Source organism: Arthrobacter sp. 10N410 (genome assembly GCF_056394945.1).
Window position 1 is genome coordinate 598,169 of record NZ_JBFTIP010000002.1, and the last position, 21,214, is coordinate 619,382.

Below are 21,214 nucleotides of genomic sequence, written 5' to 3' on the forward strand. Positions count from 1 at the left end.
TCAGTCTTCGTGCTTGACCTTGTGCAGCCGGGTCACCACCGTGGGGCACGGTACGTTCAGCAACACGGCATGGGCCGTGGACCCGAGCACCAGCCTGGAGAAGCCGCCGCGGCCGCGGCTGCCGACCACCAGCAGCCGCGCCTCCCGGGCAAGGTCAACAAGGGCCTTCGCCGGCTCCGTGTCCGTTTCGAGGCGCTGGTGGACTACCAGGTCCGGGTACTTGTCCCCGAGGCCGGCCACCGATTCGGCCAGCACAATCCGGTCCTCCTCAACGATCGTCTCCGCGAGCCCGCTTTCGGGCAGCTGGTGTTCCACCCAGCGGGCCGGGCTGCGGAAAGCCAGGACCACGGTCAGTTCGTCGCCGCCGCGGTCGGCTTCGGCGGCCGCGAAAGCCACGGCCTGGAGCGACTCCTCCGATCCGTCCACGCCGACCACCACGCCGTGGTTGCCCGTGCCGCGCTGGACCGGGACGACCGTGACCGGGCTGTCCGAGGCGCTCACGATCTGGAGGGCGCGGTCCGTCATTGGGCCGCCGTCCATCCAATGTTTGTCGTGGCCGCCGACGACGACCATGGACGCATCCTTGGACGCTTCCCGGAGCGCCGAACCCGGGCTTCCGTGCCGCAACTGGACGTCTACGTCCACGTCGGGGGCCTGGTTCTTCGCGTTGGCCTTGGCCTTCTCCAGCAGTTCCATCCCGGATTCGCGGATCAGCTCGTGGTACTGGAAGTCCGGCGACATCCAGCGGTCGTCCACGGCGTGGACGCATATGACCGGAAGTTTCTGCCGGGCAGCGCGGTCGAGTGCCCACGCCAGCGCGGCTTCGCTGCCCGCCGAACCGTTGATGCCGACGACGATTGGTTTACTCATGCTGAATCCTGCTCTTTTCCATAGCGTGAAGGTGTACGTGACCTCGACGGGATCCCGGCAGCGCACCGTTCTGTGACCACTGCTAAGACCGCGGCGGAGACCGTTGCTGGCGGCCGCTGCACTCCGGCATGACTCTCCGGCAGCTCCGAGGCTCTGCCGACACTTCAGTGTGCCCCGGCCCCCGGTGGCGGGTTAGGGCCTTAAGCCCCGCACAACCGGCTCAGAAGCCGGTCGGTTCGGTCTCGAATTCGGGCTCCCGGGGCGGGCCCTCATGGTGCACCGGGCGGAGCGCGGCCGTGTCCTCGAGCCAGATCAGGGCGTCGTAACGCTCCCCCATCCGGGTCGGGACGTAGTTCCCCTGCTCCCGCTCCGGGTGGTAGACCACCCCGATCGCCCGGTGGCCGAGCCAGGTCGAGAGCCACGGCCCGGTCCGGTCGTCGCCGAACTCCAGCACCGCCGGGACGCCCAGGGCTTCGTGCAGGAAATCCTCGTGGCTGCCGGGCCGCGCCGCGGGCACGGGCAGGATCCGCTCCGGTGTCCCCCAGGAGTCGGCGGCGATGACCGCGCCGCGGTGTGCGGCGAAGCCGACCAGCATGACGCCGTCGAGCGCGTGCCGCTCCCGCAGCAGCTGGCCGACGTTGACCAGGCCGTCCCGCGCCATGTCGGTGGCACGCGCGTCCCCTACGTGGGTGTTGTGCTCCCAGATGATGCCCTTGGATGCCGCGCCCAGGTGGCGGCTCAGCCGGTCGATCGTGTCCGCCATGTGATGGTCCCGGACGTTCCAGGACTGCCTGTCGCCGCGGACCATGATCCGGTAGTAGTGCTCGGCGTTGGCCGCGACCTCGGCGTTCTGGACGGCGTCGAACGCTTCCTCGTCGTGGTCGCCCGGGGTGAACACACGGCTCCGCACTTCGCTGAGCAGGGCCACGACGTCGGCCTCGCAGGAGTTCGGGACCAGCCGCGTGCTCCAGGCGTACTGGTGCGGGTCCTCGTGGTGCGGCAGGAAGCACTGCCAGGCGCGCATCGCGGCGGGCACGGCGTCGGGCACGTGTTCCTGGAGCCAGGCGATGATCTCGCGCAGCGAGTCCCAGAGCGAATAGACGTCCAGGCCGTAGAAGCCGACCCGTTCCGGCAGCGGCCGGCGGGAGTTCCAAGTGCGCAGCCAGTCCAGGAAGCCGGCCACTTCCTCGTTCGCCCACATCCAGGTGGGCCAGCGCTGGAACCCGGCGAGGAGCGCATGGACGCCCTGGTCCTGCCCGGTTTGGCCCCGGACCCACTGGTTGAGCCGCCAGCAGTCGGGCCAGTCCCCCTCCACGCCGATCCAGGTGTAGCCCTGTTCCTCGATCAGCCGGCGGCTGAGCGTGGCCCGCCAGGTGTAGAACTCGTGGGTGCCGTGCGAGGCCTCCCCGATCGCCGTGAAGCGGCAGTCCGCGGCGCGCCGGACCAGTCCGTCCAGATCGCGTTCGGTGCGGAGCGGCCGCGCGAGGGAATGGATCTCGCCCAGGACGGATGCCTTGGTGACGTTGCCCGGGTTCACCGCGGGTCCCCGATGTCGATCCGCTCCAGGTGCTCCGGGACCCTGGCCCGCCAGCCCAGTTCACGCTTTATCCTCACCCGTAGCGCGTCCGAGGATTCCGGCTCGCCGTGCGTGATGTAGGTCATCCGCGGCGCCGCCGGTGCGGCCTGCATCCAGTTGATCAGGCCGTCCGTGTCCGCGTGCGCGGACAGGTTTTCCATCTGGATGACCTCGGCCCGGATCTTGACGTCTTCGCCGTAGATCCGGACCTCACGCTCACCCGCGGCGAGTGAAGCGCCGCGGGTGCCGCCGGCCTGGTAGCCGCTGAGGATGAGGGCGTTTTTGGGGTCGGGGCCGTAGGCGGCGAGGTGGTGCAGGATCCTGCCGCCGGTGAGCATGCCGCTGGCGGAAATGATGATCATTGGCCCGCCGCGCAGGTTCAGCAGCTTGGAGTCGTCCACGCTGCGGGTGAGCTTGGCGAGGCTGTACATGTGCTCGTATTCGTCCCGTTTGAGCCGGTGCTCCTCCGGATGACGCTGGTACATGTCCGAGGCGTCGATGGCCATCGGGCTGTTGAGGTACACCGGAATGTCCGGGATGGCGTTCTTGCGGCGGAGCCGGGAGAGGTAGAGCATGAGCGTCTCGGCCCGTCCGACGGCGAAGGCGGCGAACATCACCACCCCGCCGCGCTTGGCGACCCGTGTGATGATTTCCCCGAGCTGCTGTTCGGGATCCAGGGTGGAGTGCTTGCGGTTGCCGTAGGTGGACTCCGTGACAAGCACGTCCACGGCGCCCAGCGGCCGGGGCGGGAACATGAACGGATCGTCGGAGCGGCCAAGGTCGCCGGTGAAGTGCACCGACTGGGAGCCGAACCGGACGTGCACCTGCGCGGCCCCCAGGATGTGGCCGGCCGGAACGAAAGTCATTTCCATTCCGCCGCCAAGATCCAACGGGTCGTCGAAGTCGCGGATCTTGAAGCTGTTCAGCGACTTGACGGCGTCCGCGGCGGTGTAGAGCGGCAGCGCCGGGCTGTGCCGGGTGGATCCGCGGTGCGTGGCGTAGCGGGCCTCTTCTTCCTGCAGGTAGCCGCTGTCCGGCAGGATCAGCTTGCACAGCTCGGTGGTCCCGTCGGTGGCGTAGACCGGCCCGGCGAAGCCGTCCCGGACCAGCGCCGGGACGTAGCCGGTGTGGTCCAGGTGCGCATGGGTGAGGACGACGGCGTCGAGCGAGCGGGGCGGCACGGGGAAGGGCATACGGTTGCGCTCGCGGCTGCGTTTGTAGCCCTGGAACAGGCCGCAGTCGACCAGCACCCGGCGTCCGCCGGCTTCGAGCAAGTAGCGGGAGCCGGTCACGGTGTCCGTTGCGCCGAAGAACCGGAGGGTCGGCTGCTCGTGTTTCATGGTGCTTCCGTTCCCGAGTCCGTCAACCCCACCTTCCGCGCAATCCGGGCCCCCACCTAGGGCCAAAAGTCACGGGCGGCGGCCGGCAGCAGGCAGGGTACGGGCAGAGCGGCGGGGCCCGCACCGGTAGGCTTTTTCCGGCAGGCTCTCCGGGCAGGCCTTCGGGCGGGAAGGGAAACCGGACGCCGCCATTCCCAGTGGCAAGGACTACGCATGAACAAGAAATCACGCCCAGGCGCCCCGGTTCCCGGCCTCCCCTGGGCGGACCGTCCGTGGACGAGGCATTACAGCCAGGGCGTCCCTGCCGACCTCAAGCTGCCCACGGGTTCCCTCGTGGACCTGGTGGATTCCTCCGTCCGGCGCTTCGGAAGTAAGACGGCACTCGAGTTCTTCGGGGCTACGACCAGCTACCGGGAACTCGGGACGCTGATCAGCCGGGCGGCCGCCGGCCTGAAGAAACTGGGCGTGAAAGCCGGTGACCGGGTCGCCCTGGTGCTGCCGAACTGCCCCCAGCATGTGATCGCCTTCTACGCGGCGCTGCGGCTCGGTGCGGTCGTGGTGGAGCACAACCCGCTGTACACGGACCGGGAACTGCGCCATCAGTTCGAGGACCACGGGGCCGCCGTCGCGATCGTCTGGGACAAGGCGGTGGACCGGGTGCTGCAGCTGCCGGCCGACGTCGGGCTCCGGAGTATCGTCTCGGTCGGGCTGATCCCCTCGATGCCGCTGGCCAAGCGGCTCGCACTGCGGCTGCCGCTGCCGGCGGCCCGGAAGGCGCGGGCCGCGCTGGCCGCCGGGAAGCCCGCCCCCCGCGCCCACACGGGGGGTGCATCTCGCACGGTCCTGCCGTGGCACGACCTTCTTAAGGCGGGCGAACTGAAGAAACGGCACCCGCGCCCGGCGCCGGAGGACCTGGCGGTGCTGCAGTACACCAGCGGCACCACCGGGGCGCCGAAGGGGGCCATGCTCACGCACGCGAACCTGCAGGCCAACGCCGCCCAGGGGCGGGCCTGGGTTCCGGGGCTCAAGGACGGCCGCGAAACCGTGTACGCGGTGCTGCCCATGTTCCACGCCTACGGCCTGACGCTCTGCATGACCTTCGCCCTCAGCATTGGTGCGCGGCTGGTGCTTTTCCCCAAGTTCGACGTCGACCTGGTGCTCAAGGCGTACCGGAAGTCTCCGGCGACGTTCCTGCCGGCGGTCCCTCCGATCTACGACCGGATCGCCGCCGCGGCGGCACTGCGGGGCATCAGCCTCAAGGGCATCCGGTTCTCCATTTCCGGGGCCATGAACCTGCCGGCCGCGACCGTGGAAACCTGGGAGAAAGCAACCGGCGGGTACCTGATCGAAGGCTACGGGCTCACCGAGACCTCACCCATCTCGGTCGGCAACCCGTTCGGCCCGAGCCGCAAACCGGGCACGGTGGGTGTCCCGTTCCCGCTCACCGACGTCCGCGTCGTGGACCCGCAGAACGTGAAAATCGATCGCGCCCCGGGCGAGGCGGGCGAGCTGCTGATCCGCGGACCCCAGGTCTTCGCCGGCTACTGGAACCGCCCGGAGGAAACCGAGGAGGCCCTGCTGGAGGGCGGCTGGTTCCGCACCGGCGACATCGTCTCGGTGGACAAGGACTACTTCGTCACCATCCGGGACCGGATCAAGGAACTGATCATCACCGGAGGTTTTAACATCTCACCGACCGAGGTGGAGGACGTCCTCGCCGAATACCCCGGCGTCGCCGAGGTCTCCGTGGTAGGCCTGCCCCGGCCCGGCGGCGGCGAAGATGTCGTGGCCGCCGTCGTACCCGCCCCGGGGGGCACCCTCGACACCGGCGCCCTGCTGGATTACGCGCGCGGGCAGCTGGCGGCTTATAAGGTTCCCCGCCGCGTCGCGGTCCTGGACGTGCTGCCGCGCTCGCTGATCGGCAAGGTCCTGCGCCGCGAGATCCGGGACATGCTGGTGGCCGGCCGCTGACGGAGGCGGGCCGGCTGCCGGGTCGCTGGGAACCCGGCAGCCGGCGGTCCCATCTCAAGCGTCCCGGACCCGGCCCCTGGCAGTTCTGCCGCGGCTGGACGTCCGCGGTCGGATGCCGCGCTTCTGTCTGCGGACGCTGATGGTGGTGCCAGCATCGGGGACGGACCTTGGGAAAATCTGGAGTCCGGCCGCCGTCGGCGCCTGCCCATTTCCTGACGGCGCTCCGGGCAAGCTGATAGGCCTGTCACAAGAGGGCAGGTAGGGTGCCTAGAGGTAGTTGTGCCGGCCGCCGGACTACCGGCGGCGTCTGCAGAAGGGAAGTTGTCGTGACTCGTAAGACTCCGCGCGTTGAAGAAGAGAACGAAAAGGACCTGGAGGTCGGCGACGGGCCGAAGCACTGGGCCGCCGGCGTCCCGGGCGTCTACCACTCCATGAAGCCTGCCATTGAGCAGATGGGGCTGAACCGCACGCGCAAGACGGTCATGAAGATGAACCAGAAGGACGGCTTCGACTGCCCGAGCTGCGCCTGGCCGGACCCGCATCACCGGAAGGCCTTCGAATTCTGCGAGAACGGCGCGAAGGCTGTCACCTGGGAAGCCACTCCGGTGGTCATCCCGACGTCGTTCTGGGCGGAGCACTCGGTGAGTGAACTCCGCGACCGCTCGGACTACTGGCTGGGCATGCAGGGCCGGCTGACCGAGCCGGTCTATAAGCCCAGCGGCGAGGACCACTACAAGCCGATCAGCTGGGACGACGCCATCCGGATCATCACGGAGAAGCTCAAGGGCCTGGACTCCCCGGATGAGGCCTCCTTCTACACCAGCGGCCGCACCTCCAACGAAGCTGCCTTCCTGTACCAGCTGCTGGTCCGTGGCTACGGCACCAACAACCTGCCGGACTGCTCCAACATGTGCCACGAGTCCTCGGGCTGGGCGATGGGCCAGACCATCGGCATCGGCAAGGCCACGGTCAACTTCGACGATTACGCCGACGCAGACCTGATCATCATCATGGGCCAGAACCCGGGCACCAACCATCCGCGCATGCTCACCGAGCTGGAGAACTGCAAGGAGAACGGCGGCGAAATTGTCGCTGTCAACCCGCTCCCCGAGGCCGGGCTGCACCGCTACAAGAACCCGCAGAAGGTCAAGGGCATCATCGGCCGCGGCACGTCCATCGCCGACCAGTTCCTGCACATCCGGATCGGCGGGGACATGGCCCTGCTGCAGGCCGTCTCCAAGCGGGTGCTCGACGCCGAAGCGAAGAACCCCGGCACGGTCCTGGACCACGCTTTCCTCGCCGAGCACTGCGAAGGGCTCGAGGAGCTCAAGGAACATCTGGCCCTGCTGGACGAGCAGGCGGTGCTGGAAGCGACCGGGCTGCGCACCGAGGAGATCGACGAGCTTGCCGCCCGCTACCTGAAGGCCGAGAAGGTCATCATCACCTGGGCCATGGGGATCACGCAGCAGAAGAAGGGCGTGGCCACGATCAAGGAAATCATCAACCTGCTCCTGCTGCGCGGCAACATGGGCAAGCCCGGCGCGGGCGCCTCACCCATCCGCGGCCACAGCAACGTGCAGGGCGACCGCACGATGGGCATCTGGGAACAGATGCCGCAGTCCTTCATGGAAGCCCTCGGCGAGGAATTCGACTTCGAACCGCCCCGCGAGCACGGCGTGGACGCGGTCGAGACCATCAACAAGATGCAGGACGGCGAGATCAAGGTGTTCATGGCCGTCGGCGGCAACTTCGTCGGCGCCATTTCCGACACCAACGCCGCCGAGGCCGCGATGGCCGGGACGGAAATGTCCATCCAGGTCTCCACCAAGCTCAACCGCTCGCATGTGGTGACGGGCGCCGAGGCCCTGATCCTGCCCACCATGGGCCGGAGCGAGATCGACATCCAGGAATCCGGCGAGCAGTTCGTCTCGGTCGAGGACACGGTCTGCGCGGTCCACCCCTCCTGGGGCAGCGTGGAGCCCGTTTCACACCACCTGCTCTCCGAACCGGCCATCCTCAGCCGGCTCGGCAAAGCCCTCGTCGGCGACAAGATCAAGGCGGACTGGGATGGTTACGAGAAGAACTATGACCTGATCCGCGACCACATTTCGCGGGTCGTAGGCGGCTGCGAGGACTACAACACCAGGATCCGCCAGGAAGGCGGCTTCATCCTTGAGAACGGACCCCGGGACTCGCGCACCTTCCCGACGCCGACCGGCAAGGCCGTGCTCACGGTGAACGAACTCGAACACGTGGAGCGGCCGGAGGGCACCCTGATCCTGCAGAGCATGCGCTCGCACGACCAGTTCAACACCACCATCTACGGCCACAACGACCGCTACCGGGGCATCAAGAAGGGCCGCCACGTGGTGTTCGTGAATCCGGAGGACCTGACCGAGCTGGGCCTGGCCGACGGGCTGTTTGTGGACATCCACGGCCAGTACCAGGACGGCGTCGAGCGTGTGCTGCGCAAGTTCCGCGTGGTCTCCTACCCGACGGCCCGGGGCTGCGCCGCCGCGTACTACCCCGAAGCCAACGTGCTGGTGCCACTGAACCACACGGCAGAGGGCAGCAACACGCCGATCTCGAAGGCCGTCATCGTGCGCCTTGAGCCGAGCCTGGACCAGTCGCCGGACAGCCCGGCCCGGCTCCATGCAGCCCCGGGAGTCACCGTGCCGGCTTAGGCCCGCCGGCACCTCCGCGACACGCAGGCAGGCCGCGCCCCCGGTGGGGACGCGGCCTGCTCGCTTTTCGCTACTGCTCCGGTGTTACTGGGCCCGCTTGGCCCAGCCCTCCTCGTCCGGGCCGCCGGCCTCACCGTTTTCGCACAGCTCGATGACCTTGTTGGACGCGGCGTGTACCGCCTCCTGGGTGCTCTTGCGGCCGTTGGTGGACGCCGTCCCGGCGGCGTAACCGACGATGAAAGCGCTGATGGCGTCCGCGTGCGGCCCGACCGCCTTCAGTGACTCGTCCGCGACTTCGACGATCTTGTCGTGGTCGACTTCCAGATCCAGGATCTGCAGGGCCTGGATCAGTCGGGCGCTCCAGTGCCGCAGCGAGCTGTCTTCATCTCGGGGCAAAGTCATGTGCTACTCCTCATCGTCGGGTGCTTGGGGTCAAGCGGGTGTCCCTCAAGGGGTAGCACCGATTCCGGCCAATGTGCAACGCGACACAGCCGCTCACCGCCAAGTCGCCGGCTCCCCCGGCCGTCAACTCCACAGGGCGACATGAAATTTCGAGCCGCGGCGCTCCAGCCCGCGCGAGCCGCCATGGGCGACCATCGCCGCGGTGGCGTCGGCCGTGCCGACGAAGCGCTGCAGGGTCTGGGCCATGGTGGTGGTCCTGTGCTGGTCCAGCGTGCTGGCCCACCACAGGCCGGCCACCGGGGTTCCGACGACGGGCAGCCGCACCAGCGTCCCGCTGGCGACTTCGGCGTGGACGATGTGCCCCAGGGCCAGCATGGTTCCCTCCCCCGCGCGCACGGCCGCAAGGGCCTCGGTCTCGCTGCTGAGCCTGATGATCTCCGGGGCGATGCCCAGCGACGCGAGCCAGCGGCCTTCCTCCGAACTTTCCAGGATGCCCGCGGGACCGGCGAACCAGGGCCTGCCCAGCAACCGTTCCACCGCGAGCGGGCCGTGCACCCGGCCCAGCGGATCGGCCGGGGCCGCCACAAAGACCCGCTGGTAGCGGAGGAACGGGACGGAGACCAGGCCCGGGACGGACGCCGGATTGCCGGCGGGCGCGGGCGGCCTGGCACCCAGGGCGATGTCGTAGGCGCGCTCCAGCAGCAGCCCGGCCAGGTCCTCGGCGGCTTCGGCGACGACGTCCACCGAGGCCCCCGGCACCCGCTTGGTGAACAGGTCCAGCAGCCGGCCGGCAGCGTGCTCGGCAAACGGCGCGGTGGCGGCGATCTTCAGCCGGCCGGCGTCGTTCTTGGCATTGCCGACCTCCCAGCGGGCCTGGTCCGCGAGCCCGACAATGTCCTGGGCATAGTCCGCCAGGGCCCGCCCGCCGGGCGTCAGGGTGATCCCGCCCGAGGCCCGCACAAACAAGGGGTCGCCCAGGTCCTGCCGAAGCGCCGCGAGGGCCGCGGACACGGCCGGCTCGCTGACCCCGAGGGCGGCTGCGGCGGCGTGGAGGGAGCCCAGGCGTGCGACCAGCGCGAACGTCCGCAGCTGGCTCAACGTCATCGACACGGCTTCATAACCTTTCGCTTATGACGATGTTGACACCCTCATCGGGGCGGGGCAAGACTTGCGTTAAATCGGCGCCGGGCGGCGTTGCCCGCGCCTTGGAGTGAGGTGGGACTATGCAGATTCCGGCTCCATTCGACTACGTTCGGGCCACCACGGTGGAGGACGCACTCGAGCTTCTGGCACGCCACGGTCCCGAGTCGCGGGTCATCGCCGGCGGCCACAGCCTGCTCCCGATGATGAAGCTCCGGCTTTCCCGGCCCGAATGGCTGATCGACATCAACGACCTCTTCGAACTCGACTTCATCCTGCGCGACGGCGCGGAACTACGCATCGGTGCGCTGACCCGCCACACCACGCTGCTGGAATCGGACGAGATCGCCCGGCTGTTCCCGATCGTCCGGGACGCGGAGCTGGTGATCGCGGACCCGGTGGTCCGCAACCGGGGCACCATCGGCGGCTCACTGTGCCAGGCCGACCCCGCCGAGGATCTCTCCACGGTGTGCGACGTCCTCGGCGCCGTCGCCGTGGTCCGCGGCCCCGGCGGCGAGCGCAGCCTGGCCATGCAGGACTTCCACCGCGGCCCGTACCAGACCGCCGTCGGCCAGGACGAGCTGCTGTGCGAGGTCCGCATCCCCATCAAGGCCCGTTCCGGCAGCGCCTACGAGAAGGTGGAGCGGCGCGTGGGCGACTGGGCCGTCGGGGCCGCTGGAGCATCCGTGACCCTCGCGGAGGACGGCAGCATCGCCGATGCCGCCATCGGGCTGACCGCACTGGGCCTGGACCACTCCATCGCCGACGCCGCCGGACTGCTGCGCGGCAAGCGCCCCTCGGAAGAGCTGTTCGCCGACGCCGGCCGGCTGGCCGCGGCGGCCTGCGACCCGGTGGCGGACCAGCGCGGACCGGTCGACTACAAACGGCACCTGGCCGACGAACTCACCCGGCGCGTCCTGCGGCAGGCCTGCGCCCGCGCCGGCCAGAACGCCGGCCAGACGGCCCCCCAGACACAGGAAGGCTGAAGCGCATGCAGATCAGCATGACCGTGAACGGCAACGAAGTTACCTCCGACATCGAACCCCGCGTGCTCCTGGTCCACTACATCCGCGAGGTGCTCGGACTGACCGGCACCCACTGGGGCTGCGACACGAGCAACTGCGGGACCTGCGTGGTCCTGCTGGACGGCCAGCCGGTGAAGTCCTGCACCGTCCTCGCCGCGATGGCCGCCGGGCACGACATCCGCACCGTCGAGGGTCTCGCCGCCGGGACCACGCTGGACCCCGTGCAGCAGGGCTTCATGGAGGAACACGGGCTGCAGTGCGGCTTCTGCACCCCGGGCATGATGCTCACCGCGCGCGCCCTGCTGGATAAGAACCCGCACCCGGACGACGGCGAGATCCGGCAGGCCATCTCCGGTCAGATTTGCCGGTGCACCGGCTATGCGACGATCGTCCGCTCGGTGCAGTGGGCGGCGGCCCATCCCGCGGCCGCGGCCGGCGGGGGCGAAGGGGCCGACGAGGTTCTCGAAGGGACCGACACCGTGGTGGCGGACGTCGCCACGGAAACCGAAGACTCAGAGGTGAAGGCATGACCGTCATCCATGAGCGGGAGACCAACCCCGCTGCCGGCGACGCGGACCGGCCAATCGGCTACGGCCGCATCCAGCGCAAGGAGGACCCCCGCTTCGTCCGCGGCAAGGGCCACTACATCGACGACCTCGTGCTGCCCGGAATGCTGCACGGCGCCATCCTGCGCGCCCCCGTGGCCCACGCCCGGCTCGTGTCGATCGACACCACCAACGCCCTGGCCCACCCCAAGGTGCTCGCCGTCATCACCGGCAAGGACCTGGAGGGCCTCAAGCTCGCTTGGGCGCCGACCCTCTCCGCCGACGTCCAAGCCGTGCTGGTCACGGATAAGGTCCGGTTCCAGGGCCAGGAGGTCGCGTTCGTGGTGGCCGAGGACCGGTATGCCGCCCGCGACGCGCTGGAACTGATCGACGTCGAATACGATGTGCTGCCGCCCCTGGTCGACGCGCGCAAGGCCCTCGACGCCGACGCCCCGCTCATCCGGGACGAAATTGCCGGCCGGACGGACAACAAGATCTTCGACTGGGAGATGGGCAGCGCTGCCGAGACCGACGCCGTGTTCGCAAGCGCCGACGTCGTCGTGAGCCAGGAGATGGTGTACCCCCGTGTGCACCCGGCCCCGATGGAGACCTGCGGCGCCGTCGCCGACTTCGACCCCGTGGACGGCAAACTGACCCTCTACGAGACCACCCAGGCTCCGCACGCGCACCGCACGCTCTTCGCGATCGTGGCCGGCATCCCGGAGCACAAGATCCGGATCGTGTCCCCGGACATCGGCGGCGGCTTCGGCAACAAGGTCGGCATTTACCCGGGCTACATCCTCGCCGTCGTCGGCTCCATCGTCACCGGGCGGCCGGTGAAGTGGGTGGAGGACCGCTCCGAGAACCTGATGTCCACCTCCTTCGCCCGCGACTACATCATGACGGGCGAAATCGCCGCGACCAAGGACGGGAAGATCCTGGCCCTGCGCACCAACGTGCTGGCCGACCACGGCGCGTTCAACGCCACCGCCCAGCCCACCAAGAACCCGGCCGGCTTCTTCTCCATCTTTACCGGCAGCTACGACCTGCAGGCCGCCCACTGCAAGGTGACCGGCGTCTACACCAACAAGGCGCCAGGCGGGGTTGCCTACGCCTGCTCCTTCCGCGTCACCGAGGCCGTGTACCTCGTGGAGCGGATGGTCGACATCCTCGCCCGGAAGCTGGAGATGGACCCCGCGGAGCTGCGGCTGAAGAACTTCATCAAACCCGAGCAGTTCCCCTACGCGAACAAGACCGGTTGGGTCTACGACTCGGGCAACTACGAGGCGGCCATGCGGCTGTCCATGCAGCTGGCCGGCTACGAGGACCTTCGACGCGAACAACGTGAGAAGCGGGCCAGAGGCGAGCTGATGGGCATCGGACTCTCCTTCTTCACCGAAGTCGTTGGCGCCGGGCCGCGCAAGCACTTCGACATCGTCGGCCTGGGCATGGCCGACGGCGCCGAGCTGCGGGTGCACCCCACCGGCAAGGCCGTCGTGCGGCTGTCGGTGCAAAGCCAGGGCCAAGGCCACGAAACCACCTTTGCCCAGATCGTCGCGGAGGAACTCGGCATCCCGCCGGAGAACATCGACGTCGTCCACGGCGACACCGACCAGACGCCGTTCGGGCTGGGAACCTACGGGAGCCGCTCGACGCCGGTCAGCGGCGGCGCGGTGGCGCTCGTGGCGCGCAAGGTGCGCGAGAAGGCGAAGCTGATTGCCGCGGCCATGCTGGAGACCCGCCCGGAGGACCTCGAATGGGAAAAAGGCCGCTGGTTCGTGAAGGGCGATCCCACCGCCGGAAAGACCATCGAGGACATCGCGATGGCCGCGCACGGGACCATGACGCTGCCTGAAGGCGTCGACGGCAACCTCGACGCGGAAGTCACCTACGACCCGCCCAACCTGACCTTCCCCTTCGGCGCCTACATCTGCGTCGTCGACGTCGACCCCGGCACCGGGCGCGTTGTGGTGCGGCGCTTCATCGCAGTGGACGACTGCGGGACCCGGATCAACCCGATGATCATCGAAGGCCAGGTCCACGGCGGCCTGACCGACGGCGTCGGGATGGCCCTGATGGAGATCATCGAGTTCGACGCGGACGGCAACAACCTGGGCGGCTCCTTCATGGACTACCTGATCCCCACGGCCATGGAAGTCCCGGACTGGGAGACCGGGTTCACGGTCACGCCCTCCCCGCACCACCCCATCGGCGCGAAAGGCATCGGCGAGTCCGCCACGGTCGGCTCGCCGCCGGCGATCGTGAACGCGGTGGTCGACGCGCTGGCGCCGTTCGGGGTCACCCACATGGACATGCCGTGCACACCGGCCAGGGTCTGGGCAGCCATGCAGGGCCGGGCAAGGCCGCCGATCTGAGATGACCACCGCCGCAGAATCCCTTGCCGCCCGGGCCGCCGAACTCACCGCCCGCCGCGAGCCGTTCGTGCACGCCACGGTGGTCCGCGCCCAGCATCCCACCAGCGCCCGCGCCGGGGACACCGCCCTGGTGCTGCCCGGCGGCGAGATCCAGGGCTTCGTCGGCGGGAACTGCGTAGAGTCCTCGGTCCGGGAGTACGGCCTGCAGGTGCTCTCCTCCGGGGAACCCCTGTTGCTGCGCGTCCTGCCCGGGGAGCTGTCCCGCCGGGCCGAGGAAGGCGCCGTCGAGGTGTCCAACCCGTGCCTGAGCGGCGGTGCGATCGAGATCTTCCTCCAGCCGCGCCTCCCTGCGCCCCGGGTTGTGGTGGTCGGGGCCGCGCCGGTGGCGCAGGCCTTGGCCGCGCTGGGGTCCGGGGTGGGTTTCGACGTTGAGCTCGCCGACGGCGGGGCGGCCGAACCCCGCCCGGACGACGCCGCCCTGATCGTCGCTTCGCACGGCAAGGCCGAGGAGGGTGCCCTCGAAGCCGCGCTGCGCGCCGGCGTGCCCTACGTCGCCCTGGTGGCGAGCGCATCACGCGGCGCCGCCGTGCTGGACTCGCTCGACGTGGACGATGCGCTGCGCTCCCGGGTGTACACCCCGGCCGGCCTTCAACTGGGCGCCCGCACCCCCGGCGAAATCGCCCTGTCCATCCTCGCCCAGCTGGTCCAGGAGCGGGCCGCGGCACGGGACGGCGCTCAGCACGGCGCGCAGGCCGGCGGGGTTCCGGCGCCGTCCACCCCGCAACCGGAAACCGCGGTCGACCCCGTCTGCGGCATGTCCGTGCCAGCCGTCGAATCGTCGCTGCAGCTCGAGCACAACGGCGCCACCGTGTACTTCTGTTCCCCCGGCTGCCGCGCGGCCTTCCGCAAGGATCCGGAGCGCTATGCCCTCAGCAGCTGAAGCACCCCGCATGGCCGGCACCGCGGCCGTCATCCTCGCGGCCGGGGCGTCGGCGCGCCTGGGTCGGCCCAAACAGCTGCTGCCCTACGGCGACGGCGTGCTGCTGGACGCCGTGCTTGCGACCGCCCGGCGCTGCGGGTTCGGCCAGACCGTGCTGGCACTGGGCGGAGCGGCCGAGCAGGTCCTCGGGGCCGTGGACACCACGGGCTGCGAGGTGGCGCTCAACCCGGACTACGGCCAGGGATGTTCGTCTTCGATTGCCGCGGCGATGGCCGTGCTGCGGCCTGGCACCGAGGCGGTGGTGCTGCTGCTCGGCGACCAGCCCGGCATCCGGGTGGAGAGCGTGCCCCCGTTGCTGCAGGCACTGGCCCGGCCCGACGGTCCCGGAGCGGCGGTGTGCCGCTACGACGACGGCGTCGGCCATCCCCTTGCCTTCGGCCGGCGGCTGCTGCCTGAGCTGGCGTCGCTGCATGGCGACAAGGCCGTGTGGAAGCTGCTGGAGCAGCGCGCGGACGTCGTCGTCGAGGTTCCCACGCCGGGCAGCATCCCGCTCGACGTCGACACCGAGGAGGACTACCGGCGGGTGCTGGCCGAGCTGCAGGGGGCCGGGTGAACACGGCGGCCCGGACCGGGGCGGAGGCGGAAGTTCAGCGGCGGATCCCCGACGTCGCCTCGCTGATGGCGGCCCTGGACAAGCACGACTACCTGGCCGACACCGGGCTCGCCACCGCACTGTTCCTCGCGGTGCGGCTCCCCCAACCCATCCTGCTCGAGGGAGAGGCCGGCGTGGGCAAGACGGAGGCCGCGAAGACGCTGGCGCTGCTGCTGGACACCCCGCTGTACCGGCTGCAGTGCTACGAGGGGATCGACGCGGGCGAGGCACTCTACGAGTGGAACCACCAGCGCCAGCTGCTGGGCATCCGGCTGGCCGAGGCGCGCGACGCCGAGGTCAGCGAAGCCGAGCTGTTCGGCCCCCAGTACCTGCTGCGCCGGCCGCTGCTGCAGGCCATCGAACACCCGGGGCCGCGGCCGGCCGTGCTGCTGCTGGATGAGATCGACCGCGCCGACGCCGAGTTCGAGGCGTTCACCTTTGAGCTGCTCGCGGAGGCCTCGGTCACCATCCCGGAGCTGGGCACCATCCGCGCCACGCATCCGCCCATCGTGGTGCTGACCTCCAACCGCACCCGGGACCTGCACGACGCGCTGACCCGCCGCTGTCTCTACCACTGGATCGACTACCCCGGACCGGCCCGGATTGCCGAGATTGTGCGCCGCCGGGTGCCCGCCAGCAGCGGCCCGCTGGCGCTGCAGGCCGCGGCGGTGATCACGCGGCTGCGGACCCTGGACCTGGCCAAGCCGCCCGGGATTTCCGAGGCCATCGACTGGGTCTCGGCGCTCGCGGTGCTGGGCATCGAACGGATCGACGCCGCGACGGCCGAACAGACCTGGGGTTCGATCGTGAAAAACCGCGACGACTTGGAGCTCGTCGGCTCCCGCGGCGCGGCCTGGCTGGTGGACGGCACCGATGGCTGAACCGAGGCAGCCCCTCCCGATGCGCACGACGCCGGCCGCCGGCCCGCCGTTCGTCGAGGCCGCCTCCCTGGCTGCGGCCTTCATCACGGCCCTGCGGGGCGCGGGCGTCACGTGCTCGCCGGACCGGGCGGCCCGGCTGGCGGTGGCACTCCGGCTGGTCCCGCCGACGAACCTGGAGCGGTTGTACTGGACGCTGCGGGTGGTGCTGGTCTCCAGCCGTGAGCAGTTGCCGGTGTTCGACGCCGTGTTTGGCGCCGTCTTCCGGGGCGGCTTCGATCCCGCCGCCGCGCTGGACCGCCACGCCGGGGAACCGGTCCCGGTCCCGGCAGCGCCGCCTCCCGCGGACGGTTCGCGCACCCGGGCCGCCGCCGACACCGGACGAGAGACCGAGCCCGGCCGCGCCGCCCGGCCGCCGCACCCCGCAGTAGCCGCGGGCCGGGACGACGCCGGAGACCGGCAGGGACCGGAGCGCGAGGCCGTCCTCGCGATGGCGTCCACGGAAGAACACCTGCACGGGATGAACTTTGCCGAACTCACCGAGGCGGAAGCTGCCGAGATCCGCCGGCTGGCCACCCGGATCCTGCTGGCAACACCCGTGCGCGTGAGCCGGCGCACGCGCAAGTCGCCGCACAGCAGCGCACGCCTGGACATCCGGGCCACCGTGCGGGCAGCCCGCCGCTCCGGCTACGACTCCCCCAGGCTCCTGTACGCCCGGCGCCGCGAACAGCGCCGCAAGCTGGTGCTGCTCTGCGATGTCTCCGGCTCGATGGAACCGTACTCCCGGATTTTCCTCTCGCTGCTGCAGGGCGCCGTCGCGAAGGCCGGGGCGGAGGCCTTCGTGTTCTCCACCAGGCTGACGCGCCTGACCCGGCAACTGGCCCAGCGCGACCCGGACCTGGCCCTTGCGCAGGCGGCCGCCACCGCGCCCGACTGGGCCAGCGGCACCAGGATCGCCGAGAGCCTCCGGAGATTCGTGGACGAGCACGGCCGCCGCGGCCTGGCCCGGGGTGCCGTGGTGGTGGTCTTCTCCGACGGCTGGGCGCAGGAGGACCCGGCGCAGGTCGGGGCCCAGATGGCCCGGCTGCGCAGGCTCGCGCACCGGGTGGTCTGGGTGAATCCGCGGAAGGCAGCACCGAACTATCAGCCGTTGGCCGGCGGGATCGCCGCCGCGCTGCCCTACTGCGACGCGTTCGTCAGTGGACACAGCTACACGGCCCTGGCGGAGTTGGCGGCGGCAATCCGGGGCGACGACCCGCCCGTGCCGGCAGGCCGCACAGGTGGAAGACAAGTGATCGCAAGTCAAGGGAGCAGCTAATGCAGATTGACAGCAGTTTCTCGGTGGTTGCACCGATCGGCAAGGTCTGGGACACGCTGATGGATTTCGAACGGGTGGCCGGTTGCCTCCCTGGCGCGCAGATCCTGAACAAGCTATCCGACGACGCCTACCAGGTGGGCATGACGGTGAAGCTGGGCCCGGTGAACATGCAGTACAGGGGCCTGCTCAACGTCCTGGAGCGGAACGCCGCCGAGCATCGGGCCGTACTCGGCGGCAAGGCGCAGGAAACCCGCGGCCAGGGCACCGCGGAAGCCAAGGTCACGCTGGCCCTGGCGGAAGAGGGGACCACGACGCGCGGGACGGTCAGTGCCGATCTGGCGCTTTCCGGCAAGGCCGCGGCGATGGGCAAGAGCGTGATCGGCAGCGTCACCGAGCAAATGATGGGGCTCTTCGCGGCCAACCTGCAGGCCATGCTCGCCGAACCGGCGGCGGCGGAGCCCCAGACCGCGCCGGTAGCACCCCCAGCCGCAACCGCTGCCGCAGGCCCCGGCACCGCAGCGCCGGCCACCGCAACACCAGGCGAGCCGTCGCCGTCGTCGGGCAGCCTTGACGCCTTCAGCCTCGCGAAGGGCATCGCTGCCGAAAAGCTCTCCAGCCCCGGCAAGGTCCTCGGCCTGGTCGCCGCAGTGGCCTGCGTGGCTTACTGGGCCGGCCGGCGCTCGGCCTTCCGGATGCTCCGGCTCTGCGGAAGGCTCTAGGGAGAAGCCCATGCGGGACGTGCTGGAGGCCATCCTGCCGGACTGGCGGCAGGGCCGGACTGCCGGCCTGGCCACCGTCGTGAACACGTTCAAGTCCGCCCCGCGGCTTCCCGGCGCGTCGATGCTGGTCACCGCCGGCGGGGCCGCCGTGGGATCGGTTTCCGGCGGCTGCGTCGAGGGCGCCGTGTACGAGCTGGCCACCCAGGTCAAGGACGACGGCGTCCCGGTGCTGGTGCGGTACGGGATCAGCGACGACGACGCGTTCGCCGTCGGCCTCACCTGCGGCGGCATAATTGACATCTTCGTCGAGCCGGTCTCGCAGCAGCGCTTCGCCGAGCTCGACGGCGTACGGCAGGACATCGAGGACGAAAGGCGGGTGGGCGTTGCCACGGTGATCGAGCACCCGGACAGCAGCTGGCTGGGACGGCACCTGGTAGTGCGACCGGGCGGCTTCGAGGGGAACCTGGGCTCCGAGCGGGCCAACCTCGCCGTCGGCGACGACTGCCAGGGTTACCTGGCTGCGGGCCGTACCGGCATCCTGAGCTACGGTCCCGACGGAGAGCGGCTGGACAGCGGGATGCGGGTCTTCTTCACCAGCTACGCCCCGCCGCCGCGGATGCTCGTTTTCGGGGCCATTGACTTCGCCTCGGCACTCGCGCGGCTCGGGACCTTCCTGGGCTACCGGGTGACGGTTTGCGACGCCCGCGCCGTCTTCGCCACGCCGGCCAGGTTTCCCGAGGCCGCCGAGGTGGTCAACGAATGGCCGCACCGCTACCTCTCCGGCCAGCAGGAGCAGGGACTGGTGGATGAACGGACCGTCATCTGCGTGCTCACCCACGACCCGAAATTCGACATACCGCTCTTGGAGGTGGCCCTGCGCGGACGCCCGGTGGCCTTCGTCGGTGCCATGGGGTCGCGGCGTACCCACGAGGACCGAATGAGGCGCCTGCACGAGGCGGGGCTGGGCGGGGCGGAACTGGCCCGGCTGCACAGCCCCGTGGGCCTGGACCTCGGCGCACGGACCCCGGAAGAGACGGCGGTGTCCATCGCCGCGGAAATCATTGCCAAGCAGTGGAGCGGCAGCGGTGAACCGCTGCGGCAGCTGGACGAGCGGATCCACCACGAGGAACAGAACCGCGAGCAGCAGCAGGCCTAGCGCCGGCCCGGCTACAGGGCTGCCCGCAGCCCTGTAAGCTCACCGCTCAGCGCGCGGCGGCGGGGACGGCCGAGAGCAGCTCCCGGTAGCGCGCGGCGTGCGCGGTCAGTTCCTCCGCCGTCACCCTCGGGGCCGCATGCAGGACCAGAGGTTCTGCCATTTCCAGGCCGCAGAGGTGCGCGGTGGCCTCCAGGGGACGCAGCAGCTCGGCCATGGTGAAGCGGTTGTGCCCCGTCGGCGTATACGAGGATTCGGGGCCGCCGGTGGAGATGACCAGCTGCAGCCGCTTGCCGTGAAGGGCGTCGCCGCCGGCGCCGTAGGCGAAACCGTAGGTGAGCACCTGGTCCATCCACTCCTTCAGCACACCGGGAACGGAGTACCAGTGCCACGGGAACTGCAGGACGATGGTGTCATGCCCGCGCAGGAGTTCCTGCTCCCGGGCGGCGTCCACGCGCCGGTCCGGGTACGCGGAGGCGAGTTCCCTGACGGTCACGCCGTCGAGGTCCCTGATGGCGGCGGCGAGCTGCGCGGTGATCCGGGACGCCGCCAGGTCAGGGTGGGCGACGACGACGAGCGTGCGGTGTGCGGTCATGGAAGGTTTGTGCTTCTTTCAGAATCGGGTTCGAGGCCTACCAGCGCGCTGCTGAGCCGCCAGAGGAGGTCGGCATCGGCCTGGTTGTAACTGCGTTTTGATGATTTCTTGGCTGTGCTGTTGGCAAAGTACTGGCCCGTGACATTGTCAAGCTCGGGCGCCGAGGCGAGGTGTATGGAGGTCCGGGCGCCTTGCTCCGGAGTCTTCATCCAGCGCTGGATCAGCGGCGTCAGGAACGCCTGCACCCGGCCCGGATCTTCCGCGCCGAACGCTGTCGCCACCACCCCGGGGTGCAGCGCGTTTGCCGTCACCCTGGTGCCGGCGAGCTGGGCGGCAAGGCCGTAGGTGAACAGGACATTCGCAAGTTTCGATTGGTTGTACGCGCGCTGGCCCGAGTAGGAGTGTTCGCCCTGCAGATCCGCGAAGTCCATGCGGCCCATGGCCTGGGCCCCTGAGGAAACTGTCACGACCCGTGCCGGCCCGCTCTCCTGCAACCGCTCCAGGAGCAGGTTGGTGAGCAGGAAAGGCGCGAGGTGGTTGAGCGCGAAGGTGTGTTCGAGTCCGTCAACGGTGGTGCGGCGGCTGTTCCAGAATCCGCCCACATTGTTGACCAGGACATCGAGGCGGTCCAGGGCCTGCAGCACCTCGCCGGCCAGGCGGCGGACCTCCTGCTGGGACGACAAATCTGCGATGAACACCTCGACGGGGGCCGACGCTACCGTGCGGATCTCCTCCGCTGCCCGCGCCGCCCGGTCAGCGTCGCGTCCCGTGATGGCCACCCGGGCGCCCCGGGCCGCCAGACCCAGCGCTGTGGCCTTCCCGATTCCGCCGGTGCCACCGGTGATCAGGACCGTCTTGCCTGCCATGGATCGCATTCGGGGCTCGCTCTCGCTGCTGGTTCGCCGGTCCACGCTTCCGCCTGCGGACCTAGACAGGACTGTCTATGCCGAACGAAGCTACCAGACAGAATTGTCTGTGCACAAGCCGGGGCCGTCGACGGCCGGAGCTGCCGCGCCGCGCGGGCCAGCCGC

The 21,214-nt window shown here is 69.8% G+C and carries 18 protein-coding genes; 11 read left to right on the plus strand and 7 right to left on the minus strand.

Annotated elements, in window-relative coordinates:
• The 3 genes from AC1DB8_RS07190 to AC1DB8_RS07200 form a co-directional block, all read right to left on the minus strand.
• Positions 1-870 (minus strand): universal stress protein, encoded by an 870-nt coding sequence (locus AC1DB8_RS07190; protein WP_441418663.1) that lies wholly within the window; start codon positions 868-870, stop codon positions 1-3.
• A 220-nt stretch (positions 871-1,090) separates the two neighbouring features.
• Positions 1,091-2,407, minus strand: coding sequence for an erythromycin esterase family protein (locus tag AC1DB8_RS07195; RefSeq protein ID WP_476892597.1), 1,317 nt, complete (start codon positions 2,405-2,407; stop codon positions 1,091-1,093).
• Complete coding sequence (locus AC1DB8_RS07200; RefSeq protein WP_476892598.1) at positions 2,404-3,786, minus strand: MBL fold metallo-hydrolase; 1,383 nt, start codon at positions 3,784-3,786, stop codon at positions 2,404-2,406. The genes AC1DB8_RS07195 and AC1DB8_RS07200 overlap by 4 nt, the downstream gene beginning before the upstream one ends.
• Positions 3,787-3,999: 213 nt before the next feature.
• Here AC1DB8_RS07200 and AC1DB8_RS07205 point away from each other — a divergent pair, with 213 nt between their 5' ends.
• Together AC1DB8_RS07205 and AC1DB8_RS07210 are read left to right on the plus strand one after the other, a co-directional pair.
• Positions 4,000-5,757, plus strand: coding sequence for a long-chain-fatty-acid--CoA ligase (locus AC1DB8_RS07205; protein WP_476892599.1), 1,758 nt, complete (start codon positions 4,000-4,002; stop codon positions 5,755-5,757).
• A 326-nt stretch (positions 5,758-6,083) separates the two neighbouring features.
• Positions 6,084-8,441 carry an FdhF/YdeP family oxidoreductase gene (locus AC1DB8_RS07210; protein WP_476892600.1) on the plus strand — a complete coding sequence of 786 codons (2,358 nt, stop codon included), beginning with the start codon at positions 6,084-6,086 and terminating at the stop codon, positions 8,439-8,441.
• Positions 8,442-8,525: 84 nt separating this feature from the next.
• On the opposite strand, the gene AC1DB8_RS07215 is transcribed toward AC1DB8_RS07210, so the two are convergent.
• Together AC1DB8_RS07215 and AC1DB8_RS07220 are read right to left on the minus strand one after the other, a co-directional pair.
• A complete protein-coding gene (locus tag AC1DB8_RS07215) occupies positions 8,526-8,843 on the minus strand; it encodes a DUF6457 domain-containing protein (protein WP_441418658.1) in 318 nt (105 codons plus the stop codon).
• A gap of 123 nt (positions 8,844-8,966) precedes the next feature.
• Positions 8,967-9,947, minus strand: coding sequence for a LysR family transcriptional regulator (locus AC1DB8_RS07220; RefSeq protein ID WP_476892682.1), 981 nt, complete (start codon positions 9,945-9,947; stop codon positions 8,967-8,969).
• 119 nt (positions 9,948-10,066) lie between these two features.
• On the opposite strand from AC1DB8_RS07220, the gene AC1DB8_RS07225 reads away from it, so the two are divergent.
• From AC1DB8_RS07225 to AC1DB8_RS07265, 9 genes are read left to right on the plus strand one after another with little or no spacing between them, the layout of a single operon-like run.
• Positions 10,067-10,969, plus strand: coding sequence for an FAD binding domain-containing protein (locus tag AC1DB8_RS07225; RefSeq protein WP_476892601.1), 903 nt, complete (start codon positions 10,067-10,069; stop codon positions 10,967-10,969).
• A 5-nt stretch (positions 10,970-10,974) separates the two neighbouring features.
• Positions 10,975-11,538, plus strand: coding sequence for a (2Fe-2S)-binding protein (locus AC1DB8_RS07230; RefSeq protein WP_476892602.1), 564 nt, complete (start codon positions 10,975-10,977; stop codon positions 11,536-11,538).
• The gene (locus tag AC1DB8_RS07235) at positions 11,535-13,928 is read left to right on the plus strand and encodes an aerobic carbon-monoxide dehydrogenase large subunit (RefSeq protein WP_476892603.1); all 2,394 of its coding nucleotides are present in this window, start codon (positions 11,535-11,537) and stop codon (positions 13,926-13,928) included. The genes AC1DB8_RS07230 and AC1DB8_RS07235 overlap by 4 nt, the downstream gene beginning before the upstream one ends.
• Position 13,929: 1 nt before the next feature.
• Positions 13,930-14,868: an XdhC family protein gene (locus tag AC1DB8_RS07240; protein WP_476892604.1), complete on the plus strand. Its 939-nt coding sequence runs from the start codon at positions 13,930-13,932 to the stop codon at positions 14,866-14,868.
• A complete protein-coding gene (locus tag AC1DB8_RS07245) occupies positions 14,852-15,481 on the plus strand; it encodes a nucleotidyltransferase family protein (RefSeq protein ID WP_441418653.1) in 630 nt (209 codons plus the stop codon). Before AC1DB8_RS07240 ends, AC1DB8_RS07245 begins: the two co-directional genes overlap by 17 nt.
• The gene (locus tag AC1DB8_RS07250) at positions 15,478-16,401 is read left to right on the plus strand and encodes an AAA family ATPase (protein ID WP_441418652.1); all 924 of its coding nucleotides are present in this window, start codon (positions 15,478-15,480) and stop codon (positions 16,399-16,401) included. The genes AC1DB8_RS07245 and AC1DB8_RS07250 overlap by 4 nt, the downstream gene beginning before the upstream one ends.
• The gene (locus tag AC1DB8_RS07255) at positions 16,394-17,716 is read left to right on the plus strand and encodes a vWA domain-containing protein (protein WP_476892605.1); all 1,323 of its coding nucleotides are present in this window, start codon (positions 16,394-16,396) and stop codon (positions 17,714-17,716) included. Before AC1DB8_RS07250 ends, AC1DB8_RS07255 begins: the two co-directional genes overlap by 8 nt.
• Positions 17,716-18,435 (plus strand): SRPBCC family protein, encoded by a 720-nt coding sequence (locus AC1DB8_RS07260; RefSeq protein ID WP_476892606.1) that lies wholly within the window; start codon positions 17,716-17,718, stop codon positions 18,433-18,435. Before AC1DB8_RS07255 ends, AC1DB8_RS07260 begins: the two co-directional genes overlap by 1 nt.
• A 10-nt stretch (positions 18,436-18,445) precedes the next feature.
• Positions 18,446-19,591: an XdhC family protein gene (locus AC1DB8_RS07265; RefSeq protein ID WP_476892607.1), complete on the plus strand. Its 1,146-nt coding sequence runs from the start codon at positions 18,446-18,448 to the stop codon at positions 19,589-19,591.
• 46 nt (positions 19,592-19,637) lie between these two features.
• Here AC1DB8_RS07265 and AC1DB8_RS07270 read toward each other — a convergent pair whose 3' ends face one another.
• The gene (locus tag AC1DB8_RS07270; RefSeq protein WP_476892608.1) at positions 19,638-20,183 is read right to left on the minus strand and encodes an NAD(P)H-dependent oxidoreductase; all 546 of its coding nucleotides are present in this window, start codon (positions 20,181-20,183) and stop codon (positions 19,638-19,640) included.
• The gene (locus tag AC1DB8_RS07275; RefSeq protein ID WP_476892609.1) at positions 20,180-21,049 is read right to left on the minus strand and encodes an SDR family NAD(P)-dependent oxidoreductase; all 870 of its coding nucleotides are present in this window, start codon (positions 21,047-21,049) and stop codon (positions 20,180-20,182) included. Before AC1DB8_RS07275 ends, AC1DB8_RS07270 begins: the two co-directional genes overlap by 4 nt.
• Positions 21,050-21,214 lie beyond the last annotated feature (165 nt).